Source organism: Tolypothrix tenuis PCC 7101 (assembly GCF_963874875.1).
Lineage (GTDB): Bacteria > Cyanobacteriota > Cyanobacteriia > Cyanobacteriales > Nostocaceae > Aulosira > Aulosira tenue.
Genome location: NZ_CAWNJS010000001.1, coordinates 5,257,127 through 5,273,797 on the forward strand (window position 1 = coordinate 5,257,127; position 16,671 = coordinate 5,273,797).

Annotated in this window: 10 protein-coding genes, 2 tRNA genes and 2 rRNA genes (1 of these 14 running past the window's edge); 9 read left to right on the forward strand and 5 right to left on the reverse strand. The window is 43.1% G+C overall.

Translation table 11 applies throughout. The features are described from left to right. Positions 1 to 96 precede the first annotated feature (96 nt). The gene (gene ctaD / locus AACU25_RS20725) at positions 97 to 1,833 is read right to left on the reverse strand and encodes a cytochrome c oxidase subunit I (protein WP_096578857.1); all 1,737 of its coding nucleotides are present in this window, start codon (positions 1,831 to 1,833) and stop codon (positions 97 to 99) included. A 122-nt stretch (positions 1,834 to 1,955) separates the two neighbouring features. After that, positions 1,956 to 3,041 carry a cytochrome c oxidase subunit II gene (locus AACU25_RS20730; RefSeq protein ID WP_096578859.1) on the reverse strand — a complete coding sequence of 362 codons (1,086 nt, stop codon included), beginning with the start codon at positions 3,039 to 3,041 and terminating at the stop codon, positions 1,956 to 1,958. A gap of 417 nt (positions 3,042 to 3,458) precedes the next feature. On the opposite strand from AACU25_RS20730, the gene AACU25_RS20735 reads away from it, so the two are divergent. From AACU25_RS20735 to AACU25_RS20755, 5 genes are all read left to right on the forward strand, one after another. Next, the gene (locus AACU25_RS20735; RefSeq protein WP_096578861.1) at positions 3,459 to 4,421 is read left to right on the forward strand and encodes a COX15/CtaA family protein; all 963 of its coding nucleotides are present in this window, start codon (positions 3,459 to 3,461) and stop codon (positions 4,419 to 4,421) included. A 478-nt stretch (positions 4,422 to 4,899) separates the two neighbouring features. After that, positions 4,900 to 5,853 (forward strand): heme o synthase, encoded by a 954-nt coding sequence (locus tag AACU25_RS20740; RefSeq protein ID WP_096578863.1) that lies wholly within the window; start codon positions 4,900 to 4,902, stop codon positions 5,851 to 5,853. Positions 5,854 to 5,987: 134 nt separating this feature from the next. Beyond that, the gene (locus AACU25_RS20745; protein ID WP_096578865.1) at positions 5,988 to 6,773 is read left to right on the forward strand and encodes an MOSC N-terminal beta barrel domain-containing protein; all 786 of its coding nucleotides are present in this window, start codon (positions 5,988 to 5,990) and stop codon (positions 6,771 to 6,773) included. Between the two features lie 558 nt (positions 6,774 to 7,331). Beyond that, positions 7,332 to 10,703, forward strand: a complete 3,372-nt coding sequence (locus tag AACU25_RS20750) for an ATP-binding protein (protein ID WP_096578867.1) — start codon at positions 7,332 to 7,334, stop codon at positions 10,701 to 10,703. Continuing rightward, positions 10,700 to 12,535: a two-component system response regulator gene (locus AACU25_RS20755; RefSeq protein ID WP_096578869.1), complete on the forward strand. Its 1,836-nt coding sequence runs from the start codon at positions 10,700 to 10,702 to the stop codon at positions 12,533 to 12,535. Before AACU25_RS20750 ends, AACU25_RS20755 begins: the two co-directional genes overlap by 4 nt. Before the next feature lie 178 nt (positions 12,536 to 12,713). On the opposite strand, the gene AACU25_RS20760 is transcribed toward AACU25_RS20755, so the two are convergent. The 3 genes from AACU25_RS20760 to AACU25_RS20770 all read right to left on the reverse strand — a co-directional run bounded on the left by AACU25_RS20760 (position 12,714) and on the right by AACU25_RS20770 (position 13,682). Then, a complete protein-coding gene (locus AACU25_RS20760) occupies positions 12,714 to 13,061 on the reverse strand; it encodes a carbon dioxide-concentrating mechanism protein CcmK (RefSeq protein ID WP_096578871.1) in 348 nt (115 codons plus the stop codon). 86 nt (positions 13,062 to 13,147) lie between these two features. Then, on the reverse strand, positions 13,148 to 13,459 hold the full coding sequence (locus AACU25_RS20765) for a carbon dioxide-concentrating mechanism protein CcmK (RefSeq protein WP_096578873.1): 312 nt from the start codon (positions 13,457 to 13,459) through the stop codon (positions 13,148 to 13,150). A 73-nt stretch (positions 13,460 to 13,532) separates the two neighbouring features. Beyond that, positions 13,533 to 13,682, reverse strand: coding sequence for a hypothetical protein (locus AACU25_RS20770; protein ID WP_190445857.1), 150 nt, complete (start codon positions 13,680 to 13,682; stop codon positions 13,533 to 13,535). 863 nt (positions 13,683 to 14,545) lie between these two features. Here AACU25_RS20770 and AACU25_RS20775 point away from each other — a divergent pair. The 4 genes from AACU25_RS20775 to AACU25_RS20790 all read left to right on the forward strand — a co-directional run. Next, a 16S ribosomal RNA gene (locus AACU25_RS20775) occupies positions 14,546 to 16,034 on the forward strand. A 121-nt stretch (positions 16,035 to 16,155) separates the two neighbouring features. Beyond that, positions 16,156 to 16,229, forward strand: a tRNA-Ile gene (locus tag AACU25_RS20780). 81 nt (positions 16,230 to 16,310) lie between these two features. Further along, a tRNA-Ala gene (locus AACU25_RS20785) sits at positions 16,311 to 16,383 on the forward strand. A 239-nt stretch (positions 16,384 to 16,622) separates the two neighbouring features. Continuing rightward, positions 16,623 to 16,671: ribosomal RNA gene (locus AACU25_RS20790) — 23S ribosomal RNA — on the forward strand; it runs 2,774 nt beyond the window's last position. Together the 16S and 23S rRNA genes with 2 tRNA genes alongside form the textbook arrangement of a ribosomal RNA operon.

Genomic DNA, 16,671 nt, shown 5'->3' on the forward strand with positions numbered 1-16,671 from the left:
GACTAGGGATTGGGAAAGAATATAAATATAAATCCCAATTACCAATTACCAATTACCAATTACCAATTACCCAACGCCCAATGCCCTATGCCCTATTTATTCTTTTTCTGCTGTGATCCCTGGATATGGTTCGTCTGGTTGGGCGCGCAACACTGAGTTTACGCCAGCAGATAAGACTGGATCAGGATCGGATAGGGGTACGCCCTTGTAAGCATTTTCCAAGCCGTAGTCGTAGGGGCCTGTTGCTAAGACTGGGGTTTTGTCAAAATTCTCAATCGCGGGTGGTGAGGTTGTCATCCACTCTAGAGTTAATGCATTCCAGGGATTATTACTTGCCTTGGGCCCGTATAACCAACTCCAGATGGCATTGATGATGAAGGGAATTGTAGAAACTGCCAGGATATAAGAACCATAAGTGCAGATTTCATTTAACAATGCAAATTTGGGGTCATACTGAGCAACTCGGCGGTTCATGCCCATTAAACCCAACTTGTGCATTGGTAAGAAGGTCATATTCAAACCAACTATTGTCAAGGCAAAGTGAACTTTACCCCAAAATTCGTTCAGCATCCGTCCCGTCATTTTTGGGAACCACTGATAGATGGCGGCAAAAATCCCCAGAACGCTACCACCAAAGAGGACGTAGTGGAGGTGGGCGACCACAAAATAAGTGTCGTGAACGTGAATATCAAAGGGTACTGCTGCCAACATTACGCCACTGATACCACCAATCACAAAGGTGCCGACAAAACCCATAGCAAATAGCATAGGACTGTTGAGACGAATTTTTCCACCCCACATTGTCGCCAACCAGCTAAAAATTTTAATTCCTGTAGGTACGGCAATGATCATTGTGGTGATCATAAAGAACATCCGCAACCAACCAGGAATACCGCTGGTAAACATATGGTGCGCCCACACGATTAAACCTAGAAAACTAATCGCCAGGGAAGAATAGGCGATCGCTTTATAACCAAAAATTGGTTTGCGAGAATGAACTGGGATGATCTCAGAAATTGCTCCAAAGAAGGGCAAAATCATGATGTAAACCGCTGGGTGGGAATAAAACCAGAACATATGCTGGTAAACAACAGGATCTCCGCCCCCAGTTGGGTTAAAAAATGTTGTGCCAGCAATTAAGTCAAAGGACAACAGAATCAGACCGGCTGCGAGTACAGGGGTAGATAGCAGTACCAATGCTGAGGTCGCAAACATCGCCCAGCAAAACAAAGGCATTTGATGCACTCCCATCCCTGGGATACGCATTCTCAACAAGGTGACGAGGAAATTAATCGCCCCCAAAATCGATGATGTACCCAGTAGCAGGACACTGATAATCCAGATAGCCTCACCAACTTGACCTGTAACTAAGCTCAAAGGTGGGTAAGAAGTCCAGCCGGCATCGGGTGCGTCACCCACCGCTAAACTGGCAATTAATAACACGCCAGCAGGTGGGATCATCCAAAAGGCCACAGCATTGAGCCGCGGGAATGCCATATCCTTAGCCCCTATCATCAAGGGAATCAGAAAGTTAGCAAACCCTGCCCCTGCGGGTACAATCCACAAAAAAATCATGATTGTGGCGTGCAGGGTAAATAGGCTGTTGTAGACTTCTGGGGTGACAAAATCTACTTCTGGAGTTCTTAGTTCTGTGCGAACTAAGTCCGCCATCACGCCGCCAATGCAGTAAAAAATAAACGAAGTGACTAGGTATTGAATCCCGATCACTTTGTGGTCAGTATTAAAGCTAAAGTAGTCTCGCCAATGCCTGACCCCTGGTTCTTCAGCCAGGGCGGGCGTATTAGCGGTTTCTTGGATTTGGGCTTGTGTCATAGGAGGAGAGGGTCAAGGGTCAAAGGTCAAGGGTCAAGGGTCAAGGGTCAAGGGTCAAAGGTTAATGTCATAACATTGGACTTTTGACTGTTGACTTTGGACTCTGGACTATTGACTTTGGACTATTTGTGAACTTGATTAATTATTGCGGTGTTAATTCCCATGTCCTTGGTGTAAGGAGCGAGGAATTTATCGGGGGATAGATTTGCAGGATTATAAGCAACAGCTTGATTTAGAGTTTCTCGGCTAGCTACTTGCTGCTCTTTTTGCCATTGATCAAAGGCTTCTGGTGTTTCTACCACGATTGGCGCTCTCATAGCACCGTGGTAGGGGCCGCAAAGTTCGGCGCAAACTAAGGCATAATCGCCTGCTGTTCTAGGTGTGAAGCGAATTTCGGTTTGTCTACCAGGAATAGCATCTTGCTTTAAGCGAAACTCTGGTACCCAAAAGGCATGGATGACATCGTTAGCTGTCATATTGATTTTCACTTCCCGCCCGATGGGAAGATGCATTTCCCCGGTGGTAATACCTGTCTCTGGATAGGTGAAAATCCAGGCGTACTGCAGACCCGTTATATTAACCAACAATTCTGGGGGTTTACCTGCTTTGTCAGGACTTTCGCCAATGGTAGGAGCTACACTACCAACTCCCGGCGCATCGACTTTTTGGGGAATTTGATCGGCGTTGCGAACTGCAGCGGTACCTGGATCTTGCATCGCCGCATCAGATTTTTCTTGATTGAGGTTAGGTTCGTTGCTGGGTGGTGTGTCGTTTAACGTTGCGGCAATTGCTGCCCCTGGCATTTTCATCGACATATTTTGAGTCACCGGGGCATCATGGATGGCATGGGGATCAAAACCACCAATTTCGTTATAAACCTCAAAGCTGTAAACAGAAATACCAATAACTATAATTGCTGGGATTGCCGTCCAGAGGATTTCTAGAGGTACATTTCCTTCTACAGGAGGCCCGTCTTCATTGTCACCAGGTTTTTGACGATATTTAAATGCAGAGTAAATTAAAACACCTTCGACAATGAGAAAGATACCTGTAGAGATGACCATCATCGTGTTAAACAGACCATCAACCAAGACGGCTTCATCAGAGGCTTCTGTTGGCAACAGACCGTGATTTTGACCGTACCAAAGGCTGGCAAGTGTTAACACAATGCCAATTAGTAATGTCCAGATCGAACTTGGAATTTTCACGGCTCACTTAAATGAATTTACTACGTTATCTCAAAGGTACCCACTTACTAAGGTAGTGTAGGTCATCAATTATGGTCTTCCAATGTCTGAAATTTTTATTAATTTTTTTGGCTACATAAATAATTTTGAGTACAAGAGTTTTATCAGATATAGCTCAGGATAGATGTGAATCATGGTAAAAATTTAAGAAAAAATTTAGATAGTAAAATTAGTTGCCATTAACGAAAAATTGAGAACTTAAAAAATACCTAAAGCTTTTGGCTAAAAGTAGCTAGAGTGATTCAAAGTGTAAGTAAAACGTATAACTGAAAGCTAATCTATCAACCTTGGTCGTATACGCTAGGGTTTATATGGGTCGTGATTGACAAACTGATAATTTTAAATAGCTCTACCAAGAGCGGGCAGAAGGTATCGTTCATGAGCGAATTTGTCCTACAACAACAAAATGAAGCAACAGATCCCCAGCAAAAGCCCCAAGAAATAATTCGTCGTTTTGTTTGGAAGATCTGCATCGCCACCTTAATTTTGATGGCAATAGGCAGTGCCACGCGGGTAATGAACGCTGGACTTGCTTGCCCAGACTGGCCTTTATGCTATGGAGAATTAGTGCCAGCCAAGCAAATGAATTTTCAAGTCTTCTTGGAATGGTTTCACAGATTGGACGCAGCTTTGATTGGTCTGAGCGCGATCGCACTTGCCGGTCTATCCTGGTGGTATCGTCGCGCATTACCCCATTGGCTGCCTTGGGCATCTACATTCGCCTTGTTTTTAATTGTCTTCCAAGGAGTCTTGGGAGGGCTGACTGTCACTGAACTATTACGGTTTGATATTGTGACTGCCCACTTGGGAACGGCGTTGTTGTTTTTCACCACCCTCCTAATTATTGGTACGGCACTCACCCCTTATCAAGGAACCGGCAATGTTGGTAGTTTGCCTTGGTTGGGTTTAACTGCCGCCGTGTTAGTTTATCTACAAAGTCTTCTAGGCGCATTGGTGGGATCTCGTTGGGCGCTCCACCAATGTTTAGGCACATCCCAACTCTGTACTGTCATGTACAGCCATATCTTTGGGTTGGTACCACCAACAGTGGCAACCTTAGCAGTGGTATTAATATCTTGGCTGACACCGGCACTCCATCCAGCTTTGCGCCGCTTGGCAAATATGGCTGGTGGGTTATTAATGTTACAAATTATCTTGGGAGTTGCGACTTTCAAATTACGCCTGCAAGTTGAGCCGCTTACCGTCTCTCACCAAGCTGTAGGCGCAGCTTTACTTGGTACTTTAGTAGCTTTCACAGTCTTGGCATTACGCGACTGGGTTGCTAGTCGTGACACCAATGTTTACCCTGTAGCTGTACCAGCAAAGGGGTCGCATCTATAACCAAAGAAGGGGCATAGGGCATGGGGCATGGGGCATTGGGTAATAGGTAATGGGTAATTGGTCATAGGTAATTGGGAGTTATAGTTTATTCTTTCCCCATTACCCCTTATCCCCAAAGGGGGCTCCGAGTTCCCCAATCCCCATTACCCCTTATCCCCAATCCCCAGTCCCCAATCCCCATTACCCCTTATCCCCAGAGGGGGCCCCGAGTTCCCCAATCCCCACCTTAGCAACTAGAAGTGGTGGAACTAAAAATAAACCCTTGTCTCTACCTATACCTCACTACAAGTTGATGTTTTCGCTAGTCTCTCTGAGACAGACTGAGTAAAGGGAATGAGGGAGCGGGAACAGAGGTAATAATTCTCCTCATCTTCCTCATCCTCCTCATCTCCCTCATCTTCCCTTAGTCTTTTTTTCATGGCGATTCAGTATGAGCAGGGGCTGCAAATAAGTTGAAAAATAAGGAAATCGAGCCAAAATGATTGAGACTAATGTCTCTCGCCACCACGAAACTTTTCTACAGGTAATTCAAAGCTACTACCAGTTAACCAAGCCCCGGATTATTCCGTTGCTCCTAATTACCACCGCTGGCAGTATGTGGATTGCTGCTAAGGGACAAGTAGACATCTGGTTGTTGCTAGTAACTATGATTGGTGGTACTTTTGCTGCTGCTAGCGCCCAAACAATTAACTGTATCTACGATCGCGATATTGATTATGAAATGGAGAGGACACGCCATCGTCCTATGCCTTCTGGTAAGGTACAGCCGCGTGGCGCTTTGATTTTTGCGATCGCTCTGGCTGTCATTTCTTTCACTTTACTGACGGTTTTTGCTAATCTGCTAGCCGCCCTGTTAGCATTTTCTGGCATAGTTTTCTATGTTGTAGTTTATACCCACTGGCTGAAACGCCATACTACTAACAATATTGTGATTGGTGGCGCGGCTGGGGCAATTCCGGCGTTAGTAGGTTGGGCTGCTGTTACGGGTACTGTAGGCTGGCCGGCTTGGGTAATTTTTGCGATCGTCTTTCTTTGGACTCCGCCTCACTTCTGGGCTTTAGCTTTGATGATTCGCGATGAATACGCCAAAGTCGGGATTCCGATGCTACCTCTAGTTGTGGGCGATCCCGCAACTGTGAAGCAAATTTGGTATTACACTCTGGCGACGGTAGCGACAACACTAGTATTGGTTTATCCCTTAAATGCTAGTGGGATTTTGTATGCTGCGATCGCAGTCGGTTTAGGCTCAGTTTTTATTCGCAAAGCTTGGCGTTTATTGCAAAATCCAGAAGATAGAACCATCGCCAGAGAATTATTCCTCTATTCCATCTCTTACATGATGCTGTTGTGTTTAGCGATGGTAGTAGATAGCCTCCCGATTACTCATCATCTAATTAATGCTGTAATCGCTCAGTTGCATTTTCTAGCTTAGGAATAAGCTCACAAACGCACTTGGTTTATATTTCGCCTTTTTCCGCTAAACCAAAATTATTAATTTTTATCCCGCCTAGAACTAAGTTCCGGGCGGGATGTTTATCACACAATCCACAATCTAAAATTCCTATGATGCCCTACTTAGCCAAAATTTTACTCTACCCGATTAAGTCTTTTGATGGTGTGGAAGTAGAGAAAGCTAGAGTTCTCTCTAGCGGTACTCTAGAATTTGACCGTGAATTTGCCATCTTTGACGAGCGCGGCAATTTCGTTAATGGCAAACGCCATGCCAAAATTCATTCTTTGCGAGCTAAATTTGCCCTCTCAAATAGAACTCTATCTCTGCAAATACCTGGAAGTAACTCAGAACAAGTATTTCATCTCGACGGAGACAAACAGGCGCTAACAGCAACTTTAAGTGATTTTTTCGGTTTCACTGTGAAATTACAGCAAAATTCTGTTCAAGGATTCCCCGATGATACAGAGCGTCTTGGGCCAACAGTGATTAGTACCGCAACCTTAACAGAAGTGGCTTCCTGGTTTCCGGGTGTAACTGTAGAACAAATGCGCCGCCGGATGCGCGCCAATTTAGAAATTGGTGGTGTACCTGCTTTTTGGGAAGACCAATTATTTAGTTCACAAAGCGATCAAACAGTCTCTTTTCGGATAGGAAACGTTAACTTTATTGGAGTTCAGCCTTGCCAACGCTGTGTAGTACCAACACGCAATCCTGACTCTGGATTAGCTGATGCTCAGTTTCAAAAAACATTTGTAACACAGCGACAAGCAACCTTACCCAATTGGGTAGCTATATCTCGCTTTAATCATTTTTATAAATTGAGTGTCAATACTATTGCTTCTATTTCACCATTTGAAGCAATGTTACAAATTGGTAATGAAGTTGCAATCATAGGTTAAAAAATTAATTTTTCTTAAATAAGAAAATCAAAAAGTAAAAATCTCCTAAATTTCTTTACTTTTGAATCGAAAATTTATCTAGTAATTTTCACGGTTTTGTAATTGAATATGTATGATTGTTTGCCTAAAACCAAGATTTAAAGACTGAGTACTTCACGGGTAAACAAGACAGACTTTTATTTGGGTTATTGTGTCTATTGTGACAATCATGATTTAGCCCCATACTGTAGTCTATTGGTTAAATTTAAACCAATATATATGCTCATCTGCATGACTATAAGTATATTTTGTAGTTCACCAGAGAAAAAATGCTAATGTATTGCCGCTGAAAAGCCACCAAATTCAAGTGTAATAACCACACAGAAAAATTTAATTGGGGAGGAACCGCATCGGGCAAAACTATAGTATTAAAAACACTGGTACTAACCTCTTTTATACAAACTTAGGTTAAGTGCATAATAACTTTTCCTAAAAAGAGTAGTACTAATGCTTATATTCCTTGTAATTTATATGGCAAGAAGACCCATAGGTTAACAATGGGGATCAAATTACACCACAATGTTATCTAAACTTCATCACGTCAAATCTCTCAACCGCTTATTTGAACAGGCCTATATTAATACGATGCCTTTCAAATCTATTTTAATTGTGCCTTTAGTGTTGCAATTTTGTGGATCGGTGGGACTGATAGGCTATCTGTGGTTGCAAAATAGACAAGAAGCGGTAAAAGATCTGGCAATTCAGTTAGAAAAGGAAATCTGCGATCGCATTGAACACCACCTCGACCAAAACTTAATCACTCCCCAGCAAATTAACCACGTTAACTGGGATTTGATGCAGGTAGGTTTGCTCAAGCATACTAATGTGGAAGCAACCGAAAATTACCTAGGGAAACAGATGCGATTTTTTCATATTCAGTACAACAAATTTGCCAATCCCAAAGGTGAATTTCTCGGTATTCAACAACTACATAACGGTAGACTCTTGATTAAGGAGGTTTCTCAAAAAAAGGGTATTGGTAAACTGTATGTTTACGCCACAGATAGCCAAAAAAATCATACTCATCTTCAAGAAGTCAAAAATTACGATCCTCGTCTAGAAAATTGGTATATAAATGCAGTTAATCTGGGGAAGCCATATTGGAGTCAAATTTCACTATGGGAGAATAAACCAGAAGTTTTATCTATCTCTTCGAGTTCACCACTTTACGATCGCACTAACAAGCTAGTAGGAGTGGTGGGTATAGATTTAATCTTGTCACACATGAGAAATTTTTTAGGTAACTTAAATGTTGGTAAAGGAGGAAGAATCTTTATTTTGGAGCGTTCTGGGCTAATAGTATCTGACTCCAAAAATCAACCACCATACACTATTATTCAAGGTCAAGCAAAACGTTTATCGGCAGTAGATAGTCAAGATGACTTGATCAAATTGACAACAGAATATTTACTCAAACGTTTTGGCAGCCTAGGATTCATTGTTGGTAAACAACAGATTCGCTTTTCCAGCACACAAGGAAGTTATTTTGTACAGGTAAAAAATTGGCGGGACGATATTGGCTTGGATTGGTTGATTGTCGTAGTAGTTTCCGAAGCTGACGTTATTCAACAAATTAATGCTAACAACAACACTACTCTTTTATTATCTATAGCCGCATTTTTAGCAGTTACCCAATTAGGTATTTTAACTACTCGTTGGCTGCTCAAGCAAATTCTGCGATTAAATCAATCAACCCAAAAAATTACTTCCAGCCTCTGGAAACCAACAGGAGAAATTTCTCCAGTCCAAAAACTCGGGATACTGACTTACCCATTTAATTATATGGAAAAGCACCTGCAAAGGTCGATTACTACCTGGCAAGCAAAGCAGATATTTTTAAATAAAAGCTTAGGAAACAGTCAGATTCAACCTCGTAAATTATTAGCAGTTACACCAGTAGAAATAGCTAATCATGCTCATATGAATTACATTAGTCAACAAATGCTGGCTGAAGGAATGGTAGCTGAATTTTCTGCTGAACAATTATTAGAAATTTATCGGATTTATCTTGCCCAAACCAAGCAGCAAAACCGCAGTGGTGATGGTAAGCGGCTGGTTGTCAGAGAACGCCTGTCTGGTTTAAGAGCATTACCAGGGGAAAGTATCAACTTAGATAATTTAGAACTTCCCCATTCGCAACAGATGATTGCGTCAGAGGCTTTGAGAATGCCCATCATGGAAGAATCAGAGCAGATTGATTTAGCGATCGCCACTGCTACGGATATTACCCAAGGGAAACAAGCCGACAAATTATTAGCAGAATACAACCGCCTGTTAGAATCACAAGTCAAAAAACGTACCCAAGAGCTGCTCAAAGTCATCCACAAGCTGCAAACTACCCAAAAACAACTGATTCAATCCCAAAAAATTGCCGCTAGAGGCAGAATAGCAGCTGAACGGGCAAACCGTGCCAAAAGCCAATTTCTGGCTAATATGAGTCATGAACTACGTACCCCACTGAACGCTATCCTCGGCTTTGCCCAAGTCATGAGCCATGACAGTTCTTTATCGGCTGAACATCAAGAAAATTTAGCCATTATCAATCGTGCTGGTGAGCATCTCCTCAATTTAATTAACGACATTTTGGAGATGTCGAAAATCGAAGCTGGCAAAACGACCTTGAATGTCAATAGTTTTGACTTTATTCGGTTTTTAGGCAACTTGGAAGAAATGTTGCGCTTCCGCGCTGCTGCCAAGGATTTACTGCTGGTATTTGAATATGCGCCTAATATTCCCCAATATCTGCAAACCGATGAAAGCAAACTGCGGCAGGTCTTGCTCAATCTCTTAGGTAATGCTATCAAGTTTACTCATCAAGGTACTGTAACACTGCGCGTCAGGCTGGAGTCTGGAGATTGGGGAATAGAAAACGAGCATCAATCTTGCCAATCGTTAATCTTTGAAATTCAAGATACTGGCCCTGGGATTGCACCACAAGAAATTGATTTATTATTTGAAGCCTTTGGGCAAACCGAAACTGGCAGAAACTCCCAACAGGGAACAGGACTAGGCTTGGCAATTAGCCGCAAATATGTGCAACTCATGGATGGCGATATTACTGTGACTAGTACCCTAGGCGTGGGTAGTAAATTTACCTTTGATATTCAAATTCACCCCGCCTCAGCCAGCGAAGTGAAACAGCAACATTGTCAAGACCAAATCGTTGGTTTAGCACCAGGTCAACCAGAATACCGCATTTTAGTAGTTGACGACGCTAGAGATAATCGGCTGGTGTTGGTGAAATTACTTACATCCATAGGATTTGTCGTAAAGGAGGCGACAAACGGACAAGAAGCGATCGCCCAATGGATGGAATGGCAACCACATCTGATTTTTATGGATATGCGGATGCCTGTTATGGATGGTTATGAAGCCACAAGAGAGATCAAAGCTAAAGAAAAGAGTTATCTAGATAGGCCCTTGCAACTAGCTTGTCAATGCTCCACAATGCCCCTCAGCACCAATAGCAATACTATTATTATTGCTTTAACTGCTAGTGCCTTTGAGGAAGAACGACAGAACATCCTCTCAACAGGTTGTGATGATTTTATTCGCAAACCATTTACGAAAGAAGTCTTACTCAAAAAAGTCAGCGAACATCTAGGTGTAGAATATATCAGTCAAATAGATAGCTTACAAACAGCAGTTATCAATCCAACGACAGAAATATTTTCCACAGAAGCTGAACTTATGTGGCATTTATCACAGATGTCACCGCAGTGGTTAGCTAATATACGTCATGCTGCAGCTAGCTGTAGCGATGACATGATTTTACAGTTGCTTGAGCAAATCCCCCCAGAAAAAAGCCCCTGTTTTCAACTGCTGCGGGATTTAGCTAACAACTACCAGTTTGAAAAAATTATGGAATTACTTACAACAAACGCAGAATGAACTACGAGCGGTTAGAACCTGACAAAAAAGATATCCTGCTCATTGATGATATGGCAGATAATCTGCGAGTTTTATCCTCGCTCCTTACTAGAGAAGGATATAACGTCCGTAAAGCTTTGAACTGGCAAATGGCTTTGACTGCTTGCCAAACAGTCTTACCAGACTTAATATTACTGGACATTATGATGCCAGAAGTTGATGGCTACGAAGTCTGTCAACGTTTGAAAGCCTGGGATATGACTGCAAATATTCCGGTAATTTTTATTAGTGCATTAGATGATGTTTTCGATAAAATCAAAGCCTTTCAGGTAGGAGGTGTAGATTACATCACTAAACCTTTTGAATTGCAAGAAGTATTAGTTCGCGTACAAAATCAACTGGCACTCAGAGCCGCACAATTAGAAGTAATCAAGCTCAACATTGAACTTGAAGAAAGAGTCAAACAACGTACTTGGGAGCTAGAGAACGCATTGCACAAGCTCCAAGACGAAGTTGCTTCGCGCCAACAATTACAAAGTAAACTGCTAGATTTAGCATTGCACGATTCTCTGACTGGTTTAGCTAACCGAGTTTTATTTATTAGGCGCGTAGAAAAAGCTTTAAACAGAGCCAAACAAAACTCTGATTATCAATTTGCCCTACTTTATTTAGACTGCGATCGCTTTAAAGTTGTCAATGATTCTTTAGGGCATTTAGTAGGAGATGAATTACTCTTAGCCATTGCTCACCGCCTCAAAATATCGCTAAGAGAAAATGATACTCTAGCCAGATTGGGTGGTGATGAATTTGGCATTTTGCTAGAAGATCCCACAAATATGAATATGGTACTGGAAGTTGCGGAAAATATTCTACAGCAGCTATCACTCCCATTTAAACTGACTAGATATGAAGTATTTATGAATGCCAGTATTGGCATTGCTTGGGGCAATAAAGAATACGATATTCCCGAATATTTGCTCCGCGATGCTGATACAGCCATGTATCGGGCCAAGGCTTTAGGGAGAGCCAGATATCACGTTTTTGACCCGATCATGTATCAAGAAGCTATCCAGCTTTTAGAGCTAGAAAATGATTTACGCAGAGCTGTAGCTAGACAAGAATTTATTGTTTACTATCAACCCATAGTTTCGCTCTATACAGGTAAAATAGCTGGTTTTGAAGCCCTAGTCCGGTGGAAACATCCCCTTCGGGGACTAATTCCACCTTCTGATTTTATTCCGGTAGCAGAAGAAACAGGTTTGATTAGTGATATCAACACTTGGGTATTGCAATCAGCTTGCCAACAATTACATTTGTGGGAAAATCACCCAGAAATTACCCAACCCATTACTATGAGTGTCAATTTAAGTGCGCGGATGTTTTCACAACCCAACTTAATTGCTCAAATTGATGAAATTCTTTATGAAACCAAAGTCAATCCCGAGAACTTAGAACTAGAAATTACAGAAAGCGTAATTATGGAGAATATTCATGCTGTGAAAACTATTCTCCAGCAATTACAAGAGCGTCGCATTAAATTAGTGATGGATGATTTTGGTACAGGTTATTCTTCTTTAAGTTATCTGCATAGCTTCCCACTGAGTGCGCTAAAAATTGACAAGTCATTTGTCAAACGTATGCAGGAAAATCAAGAAGACATGGGTTTAGTGCCGGCTATGATTGGGATTGCAGACTCAATGGGCATGAGAACGATCGCAGAAGGTGTAGAAACTAGAGAACAGTTAGACCAATTGAGAAGCTTAAACTGCGAATTTGCTCAAGGATTTCTGTTTTCTCAACCAATAGAACAGCAATCAGTCATCCATTTACTTACTAAAGCACCTCAATGGTAATTGCATCCGTCAGTATATCTAACTAAAGTACCTACACTTGCACTAGTGGTAAGTGTAGGCTGCTTTGACATCTAAACAATCAATTATCCCAACTTTTAGAATTAACAGGACTCTTCCTCACCCCTGCTCCCTGCCCCCTGCCTAAATGCGTTAGGATACTTTTTGAGTTGTTAATCCCTTACCGCCCGTTTCCTCTGATGATGGGGTTTTCTACAGATTCCCGATATTGTTGTACTGCATCTGTATACCCAATAGGTAAAACAGTTTCAACGTTTTCATGGGGACGAGGAATAATTACCCAAGATTCCAAAGTTCCACCATAAACATTTTCCGCTGCTTCCACACCAGCCGCCATCGCGGTTTTTACTTCAGAAACATCGCCACGAATATTGACTGTAAAACGAGCGCTACCTACTCTGATATAACCAACAAGGGTAACTCGACCGGCTTTTACCATCGCATCGGCTGCGGCTAAAACAGCAGGAAAACCCTTAGTTTCTAATGCTCCAACTGCCTGTAGTGACATTAACAATCTCCTGTATGAATTAACTTATGTGGCGCTACAAGTTACATTGTACGAAGCTTAACCACAAATTTTTATGATGAACTTGTTTAGAAGATACGGAAAGGTTCAGATTCTTCAGTAAAGTGGATAGGAAGGATGGTTTCCACATTTTCTGGAGGATTGGGAACTATGTAATGGGTGATAACTGTACCAGCCTTTACTTGTTCTCCAGCAGCAATTCCTGCTTCCACTGCTGTTCTAACTTCAGCAACGTGTCCCCGAACTGCAACCAACAAGCGAGCGCTTTCCGCTTGCCCATAATACACTAATGTGACTGCCGCAGATTTAACCATTGCATCTGCAGCCGCCAAGACCGAAGGAAAACCTAAAGTTTCAATTACGCCAACCGCCATCGGCATGGCTACACTCTCCTGAGTTAAGCATAAGTGATATCAATTGTACGAGGCTTTAGTCCCAATTTTGACATTTACCTCAACTTTCTTGGATACTTGGGACATTGGGTATGGGGTAATTGGTAAAATGTTGTCCGTAGGCGATCGCATTCAACAAAATATTTTCGTTACCTGTGGCTCTATCAAGGGACAATAACCCTAAAATTGCTCCAGCAGATCTGGCAATCACATCCAATTTTTTATTCCCAGCAATCAGTTCTGGTGTAATCCAACTAACTAATTCTTAAGCATGTTGTATAGTGTGTCATCACCCAGAAATTGACTAATTTTCACTAACGCATAGATCATTGAACTCCAGTCAGTTGCAGCACCGATTCCTACGAAGCGAGCCATTCTTTGCCGAGATTCCAAATTCAAGCTTTGAATTTGCTGGCGCAAGGGTTGTAAACTTCTTAATGCAAACTCACATGAGCGTGAATCGCCAGTTACTTGAGCAAGTACTGCCACGAACAGCGCAACTCCAATTATTTGTCGTGATTTGATCTAGCTGTAAACTGCAATGGCTACAACAGTACCAACAGCCTGATTAATTTTGCAGACTTTACTCCCACGTCTAAATAAAATAGCAGCAGCCTATTCCATTTATATATGGGTTAGGTAATCTTGTCATTTTGACAAAGATACTCCTCTGATCGTGGGAGTGGTCAAGAAAACTTTAATGGTAAGCAGTCACACAACAAAGGTTCAAGGACGAGCCAAGGGGGCAAGATACCGAAATTGCTCACAATTTTTAGTGATTCCTATGCAACATCGAGAAATAATATAGCCGAAAACCCTTAATGGAGAGGGGATAGAAGGGCGACAAAAGAATTTGAAACTTTTTTCCAAAAAAAGTTGACAAACCAAAGGAGGCTCGATATATTAGATAAGTGCCTGAGAGCGGAGCGCGAAAAGCGGCGCTGGTAGGGACACCGAACCTTGAAAATCATATAGTTTGAAAGCCAGTATATAACATATACCCTGCGTCAGTAAAGAGAATTACCAGACTGAGGTATAAATCAGTCGAATAAGAGCTAAACGAACTTTATCTACAAAATGGAGAGTTTGATCCTGGCTCAGGATGAACGCTGGCGGTATGCTTAACACATGCAAGTCGAACGGTCTCTTCGGAGATAGTGGCGGACGGGTGAGTAACGCGTGAGAATCTAGCTTCAGGTCGGGGACAACCACTGGAAACGGTGGCTAATACCGGATGTGCCGAAAGGTGAAAGATTTATTGCCTGAAGATGAGCTCGCGTCTGATTAGCTAGTAGGTGTGGTAAGAGCGCACCTAGGCGACGATCAGTAGCTGGTCTGAGAGGATGATCAGCCACACTGGGACTGAGACACGGCCCAGACTCCTACGGGAGGCAGCAGTGGGGAATTTTCCGCAATGGGCGAAAGCCTGACGGAGCAATACCGCGTGAGGGAGGAAGGCTCTTGGGTTGTAAACCTCTTTTCTCAGGGAAGAAAAAAATGACGGTACCTGAGGAATAAGCATCGGCTAACTCCGTGCCAGCAGCCGCGGTAATACGGAGGATGCAAGCGTTATCCGGAATGATTGGGCGTAAAGCGTCCGCAGGTGGCTATGTAAGTCTGCTGTTAAAGAGTGAGGCTCAACCTCATAAGAGCAGTGGAAACTACATAGCTAGAGTGCGTTCGGGGCAGAGGGAATTCCTGGTGTAGCGGTGAAATGCGTAGAGATCAGGAAGAACACCGGTGGCGAAAGCGCTCTGCTAGGCCGCAACTGACACTGAGGGACGAAAGCTAGGGGAGCGAATGGGATTAGATACCCCAGTAGTCCTAGCCGTAAACGATGGATACTAGGCGTGGCTTGTATCGACCCGAGCCGTGCCGGAGCTAACGCGTTAAGTATCCCGCCTGGGGAGTACGCACGCAAGTGTGAAACTCAAAGGAATTGACGGGGGCCCGCACAAGCGGTGGAGTATGTGGTTTAATTCGATGCAACGCGAAGAACCTTACCAAGACTTGACATGTCGCGAACCCTCTGGAAAGGGAGGGGTGCCTTCGGGAGCGCGAACACAGGTGGTGCATGGCTGTCGTCAGCTCGTGTCGTGAGATGTTGGGTTAAGTCCCGCAACGAGCGCAACCCTCGTTTTTAGTTGCCAGCATTAAGTTGGGCACTCTAGAGAGACTGCCGGTGACAAACCGGAGGAAGGTGGGGATGACGTCAAGTCAGCATGCCCCTTACGTCTTGGGCTACACACGTACTACAATGCTACGGACAAAGGGCAGCGAGCTAGCGATAGCAAGCAAATCTCATAAACCGTGGCTCAGTTCAGATCGCAGGCTGCAACTCGCCTGCGTGAAGGAGGAATCGCTAGTAATTGCAGGTCAGCATACTGCAGTGAATTCGTTCCCGGGCCTTGTACACACCGCCCGTCACACCATGGAAGCTGGCAACGCCCGAAGTCATTACTCCAACCATTCGTGGGGGAGGATGCCGAAGGCAGTGCTGGTGACTGGGGTGAAGTCGTAACAAGGTAGCCGTACCGGAAGGTGTGGCTGGATCACCTCCTTTTAGGGAGACCTACCCAACTTTGAAATCGAAAGCAAACAGTGAATAGAGACAAAGATGGTCTACTCTAGGTCGGTCGCAGGAATAGTTAAGGCTTTCAAACTATAGAAAGGTTCTCAATTATGGGCTATTAGCTCAGGTGGTTAGAGCGCACCCCTGATAAGGGTGAGGTCCCTGGTTCGAGTCCAGGATGGCCCACCTGAAGATAATTAGTAATTACTAATTCGTAGTTCGTAATTAATTACGAATTATGCAATATGAATTACGAATTATTTTGATGGGGGTTTAGCTCAGTTGGTAGAGCGCCTGCTTTGCAAGCAGGATGTCAGCGGTTCGAGTCCGCTAACCTCCACATTATCTCTGTAGTGAAAGTAAAAAAAGCAATAAAATTGTTTTTGAGACGAAAGCAGAGAATGTGGTAAGACGAAAGATTGTGGATAAAATCAGCAATTGACTCTTTGTTTAAATAGTCAAACTGCTGGAATAATTCCAGCCAGAACCTTGAAAACTGCATAGTAACGCGATAGAAAGCAGGCAGACACAGGCACGAATAGTGTTGGTGAATGCAAGTTGGAAAACCAATGGAATAGTGGTCAAGCTAATAAGGGCTGATGGTGGATACCTAGGCACACAGAGGCGA

What these genes read in the sequence shown, in the direction of transcription:
- AACU25_RS20765 (WP_096578873.1), bottom strand. Translation starts at nt 13,459, where the DNA reads ATGCCGATGGCGGTTGGCGTAATTGAAACTTTAGGTTTTCCTTCGGTC.
- ctaD (WP_096578857.1), bottom strand. Translation starts at nt 1,833, where the DNA reads ATGACACAAGCCCAAATCCAAGAAACCGCTAATACGCCCGCCCTGGCT.
- AACU25_RS20760 (WP_096578871.1), bottom strand. Translation starts at nt 13,061, where the DNA reads ATGTCACTACAGGCAGTTGGAGCATTAGAAACTAAGGGTTTTCCTGCT.
- AACU25_RS20750 (WP_096578867.1), top strand. Translation starts at nt 7,332, where the DNA reads ATGTTATCTAAACTTCATCACGTCAAATCTCTCAACCGCTTATTTGAA.
- AACU25_RS20735 (WP_096578861.1), top strand. Translation starts at nt 3,459, where the DNA reads ATGAGCGAATTTGTCCTACAACAACAAAATGAAGCAACAGATCCCCAG.
- AACU25_RS20755 (WP_096578869.1), top strand. Translation starts at nt 10,700, where the DNA reads ATGAACTACGAGCGGTTAGAACCTGACAAAAAAGATATCCTGCTCATT.
- AACU25_RS20745 (WP_096578865.1), top strand. Translation starts at nt 5,988, where the DNA reads ATGCCCTACTTAGCCAAAATTTTACTCTACCCGATTAAGTCTTTTGAT.
- AACU25_RS20740 (WP_096578863.1), top strand. Translation starts at nt 4,900, where the DNA reads ATGATTGAGACTAATGTCTCTCGCCACCACGAAACTTTTCTACAGGTA.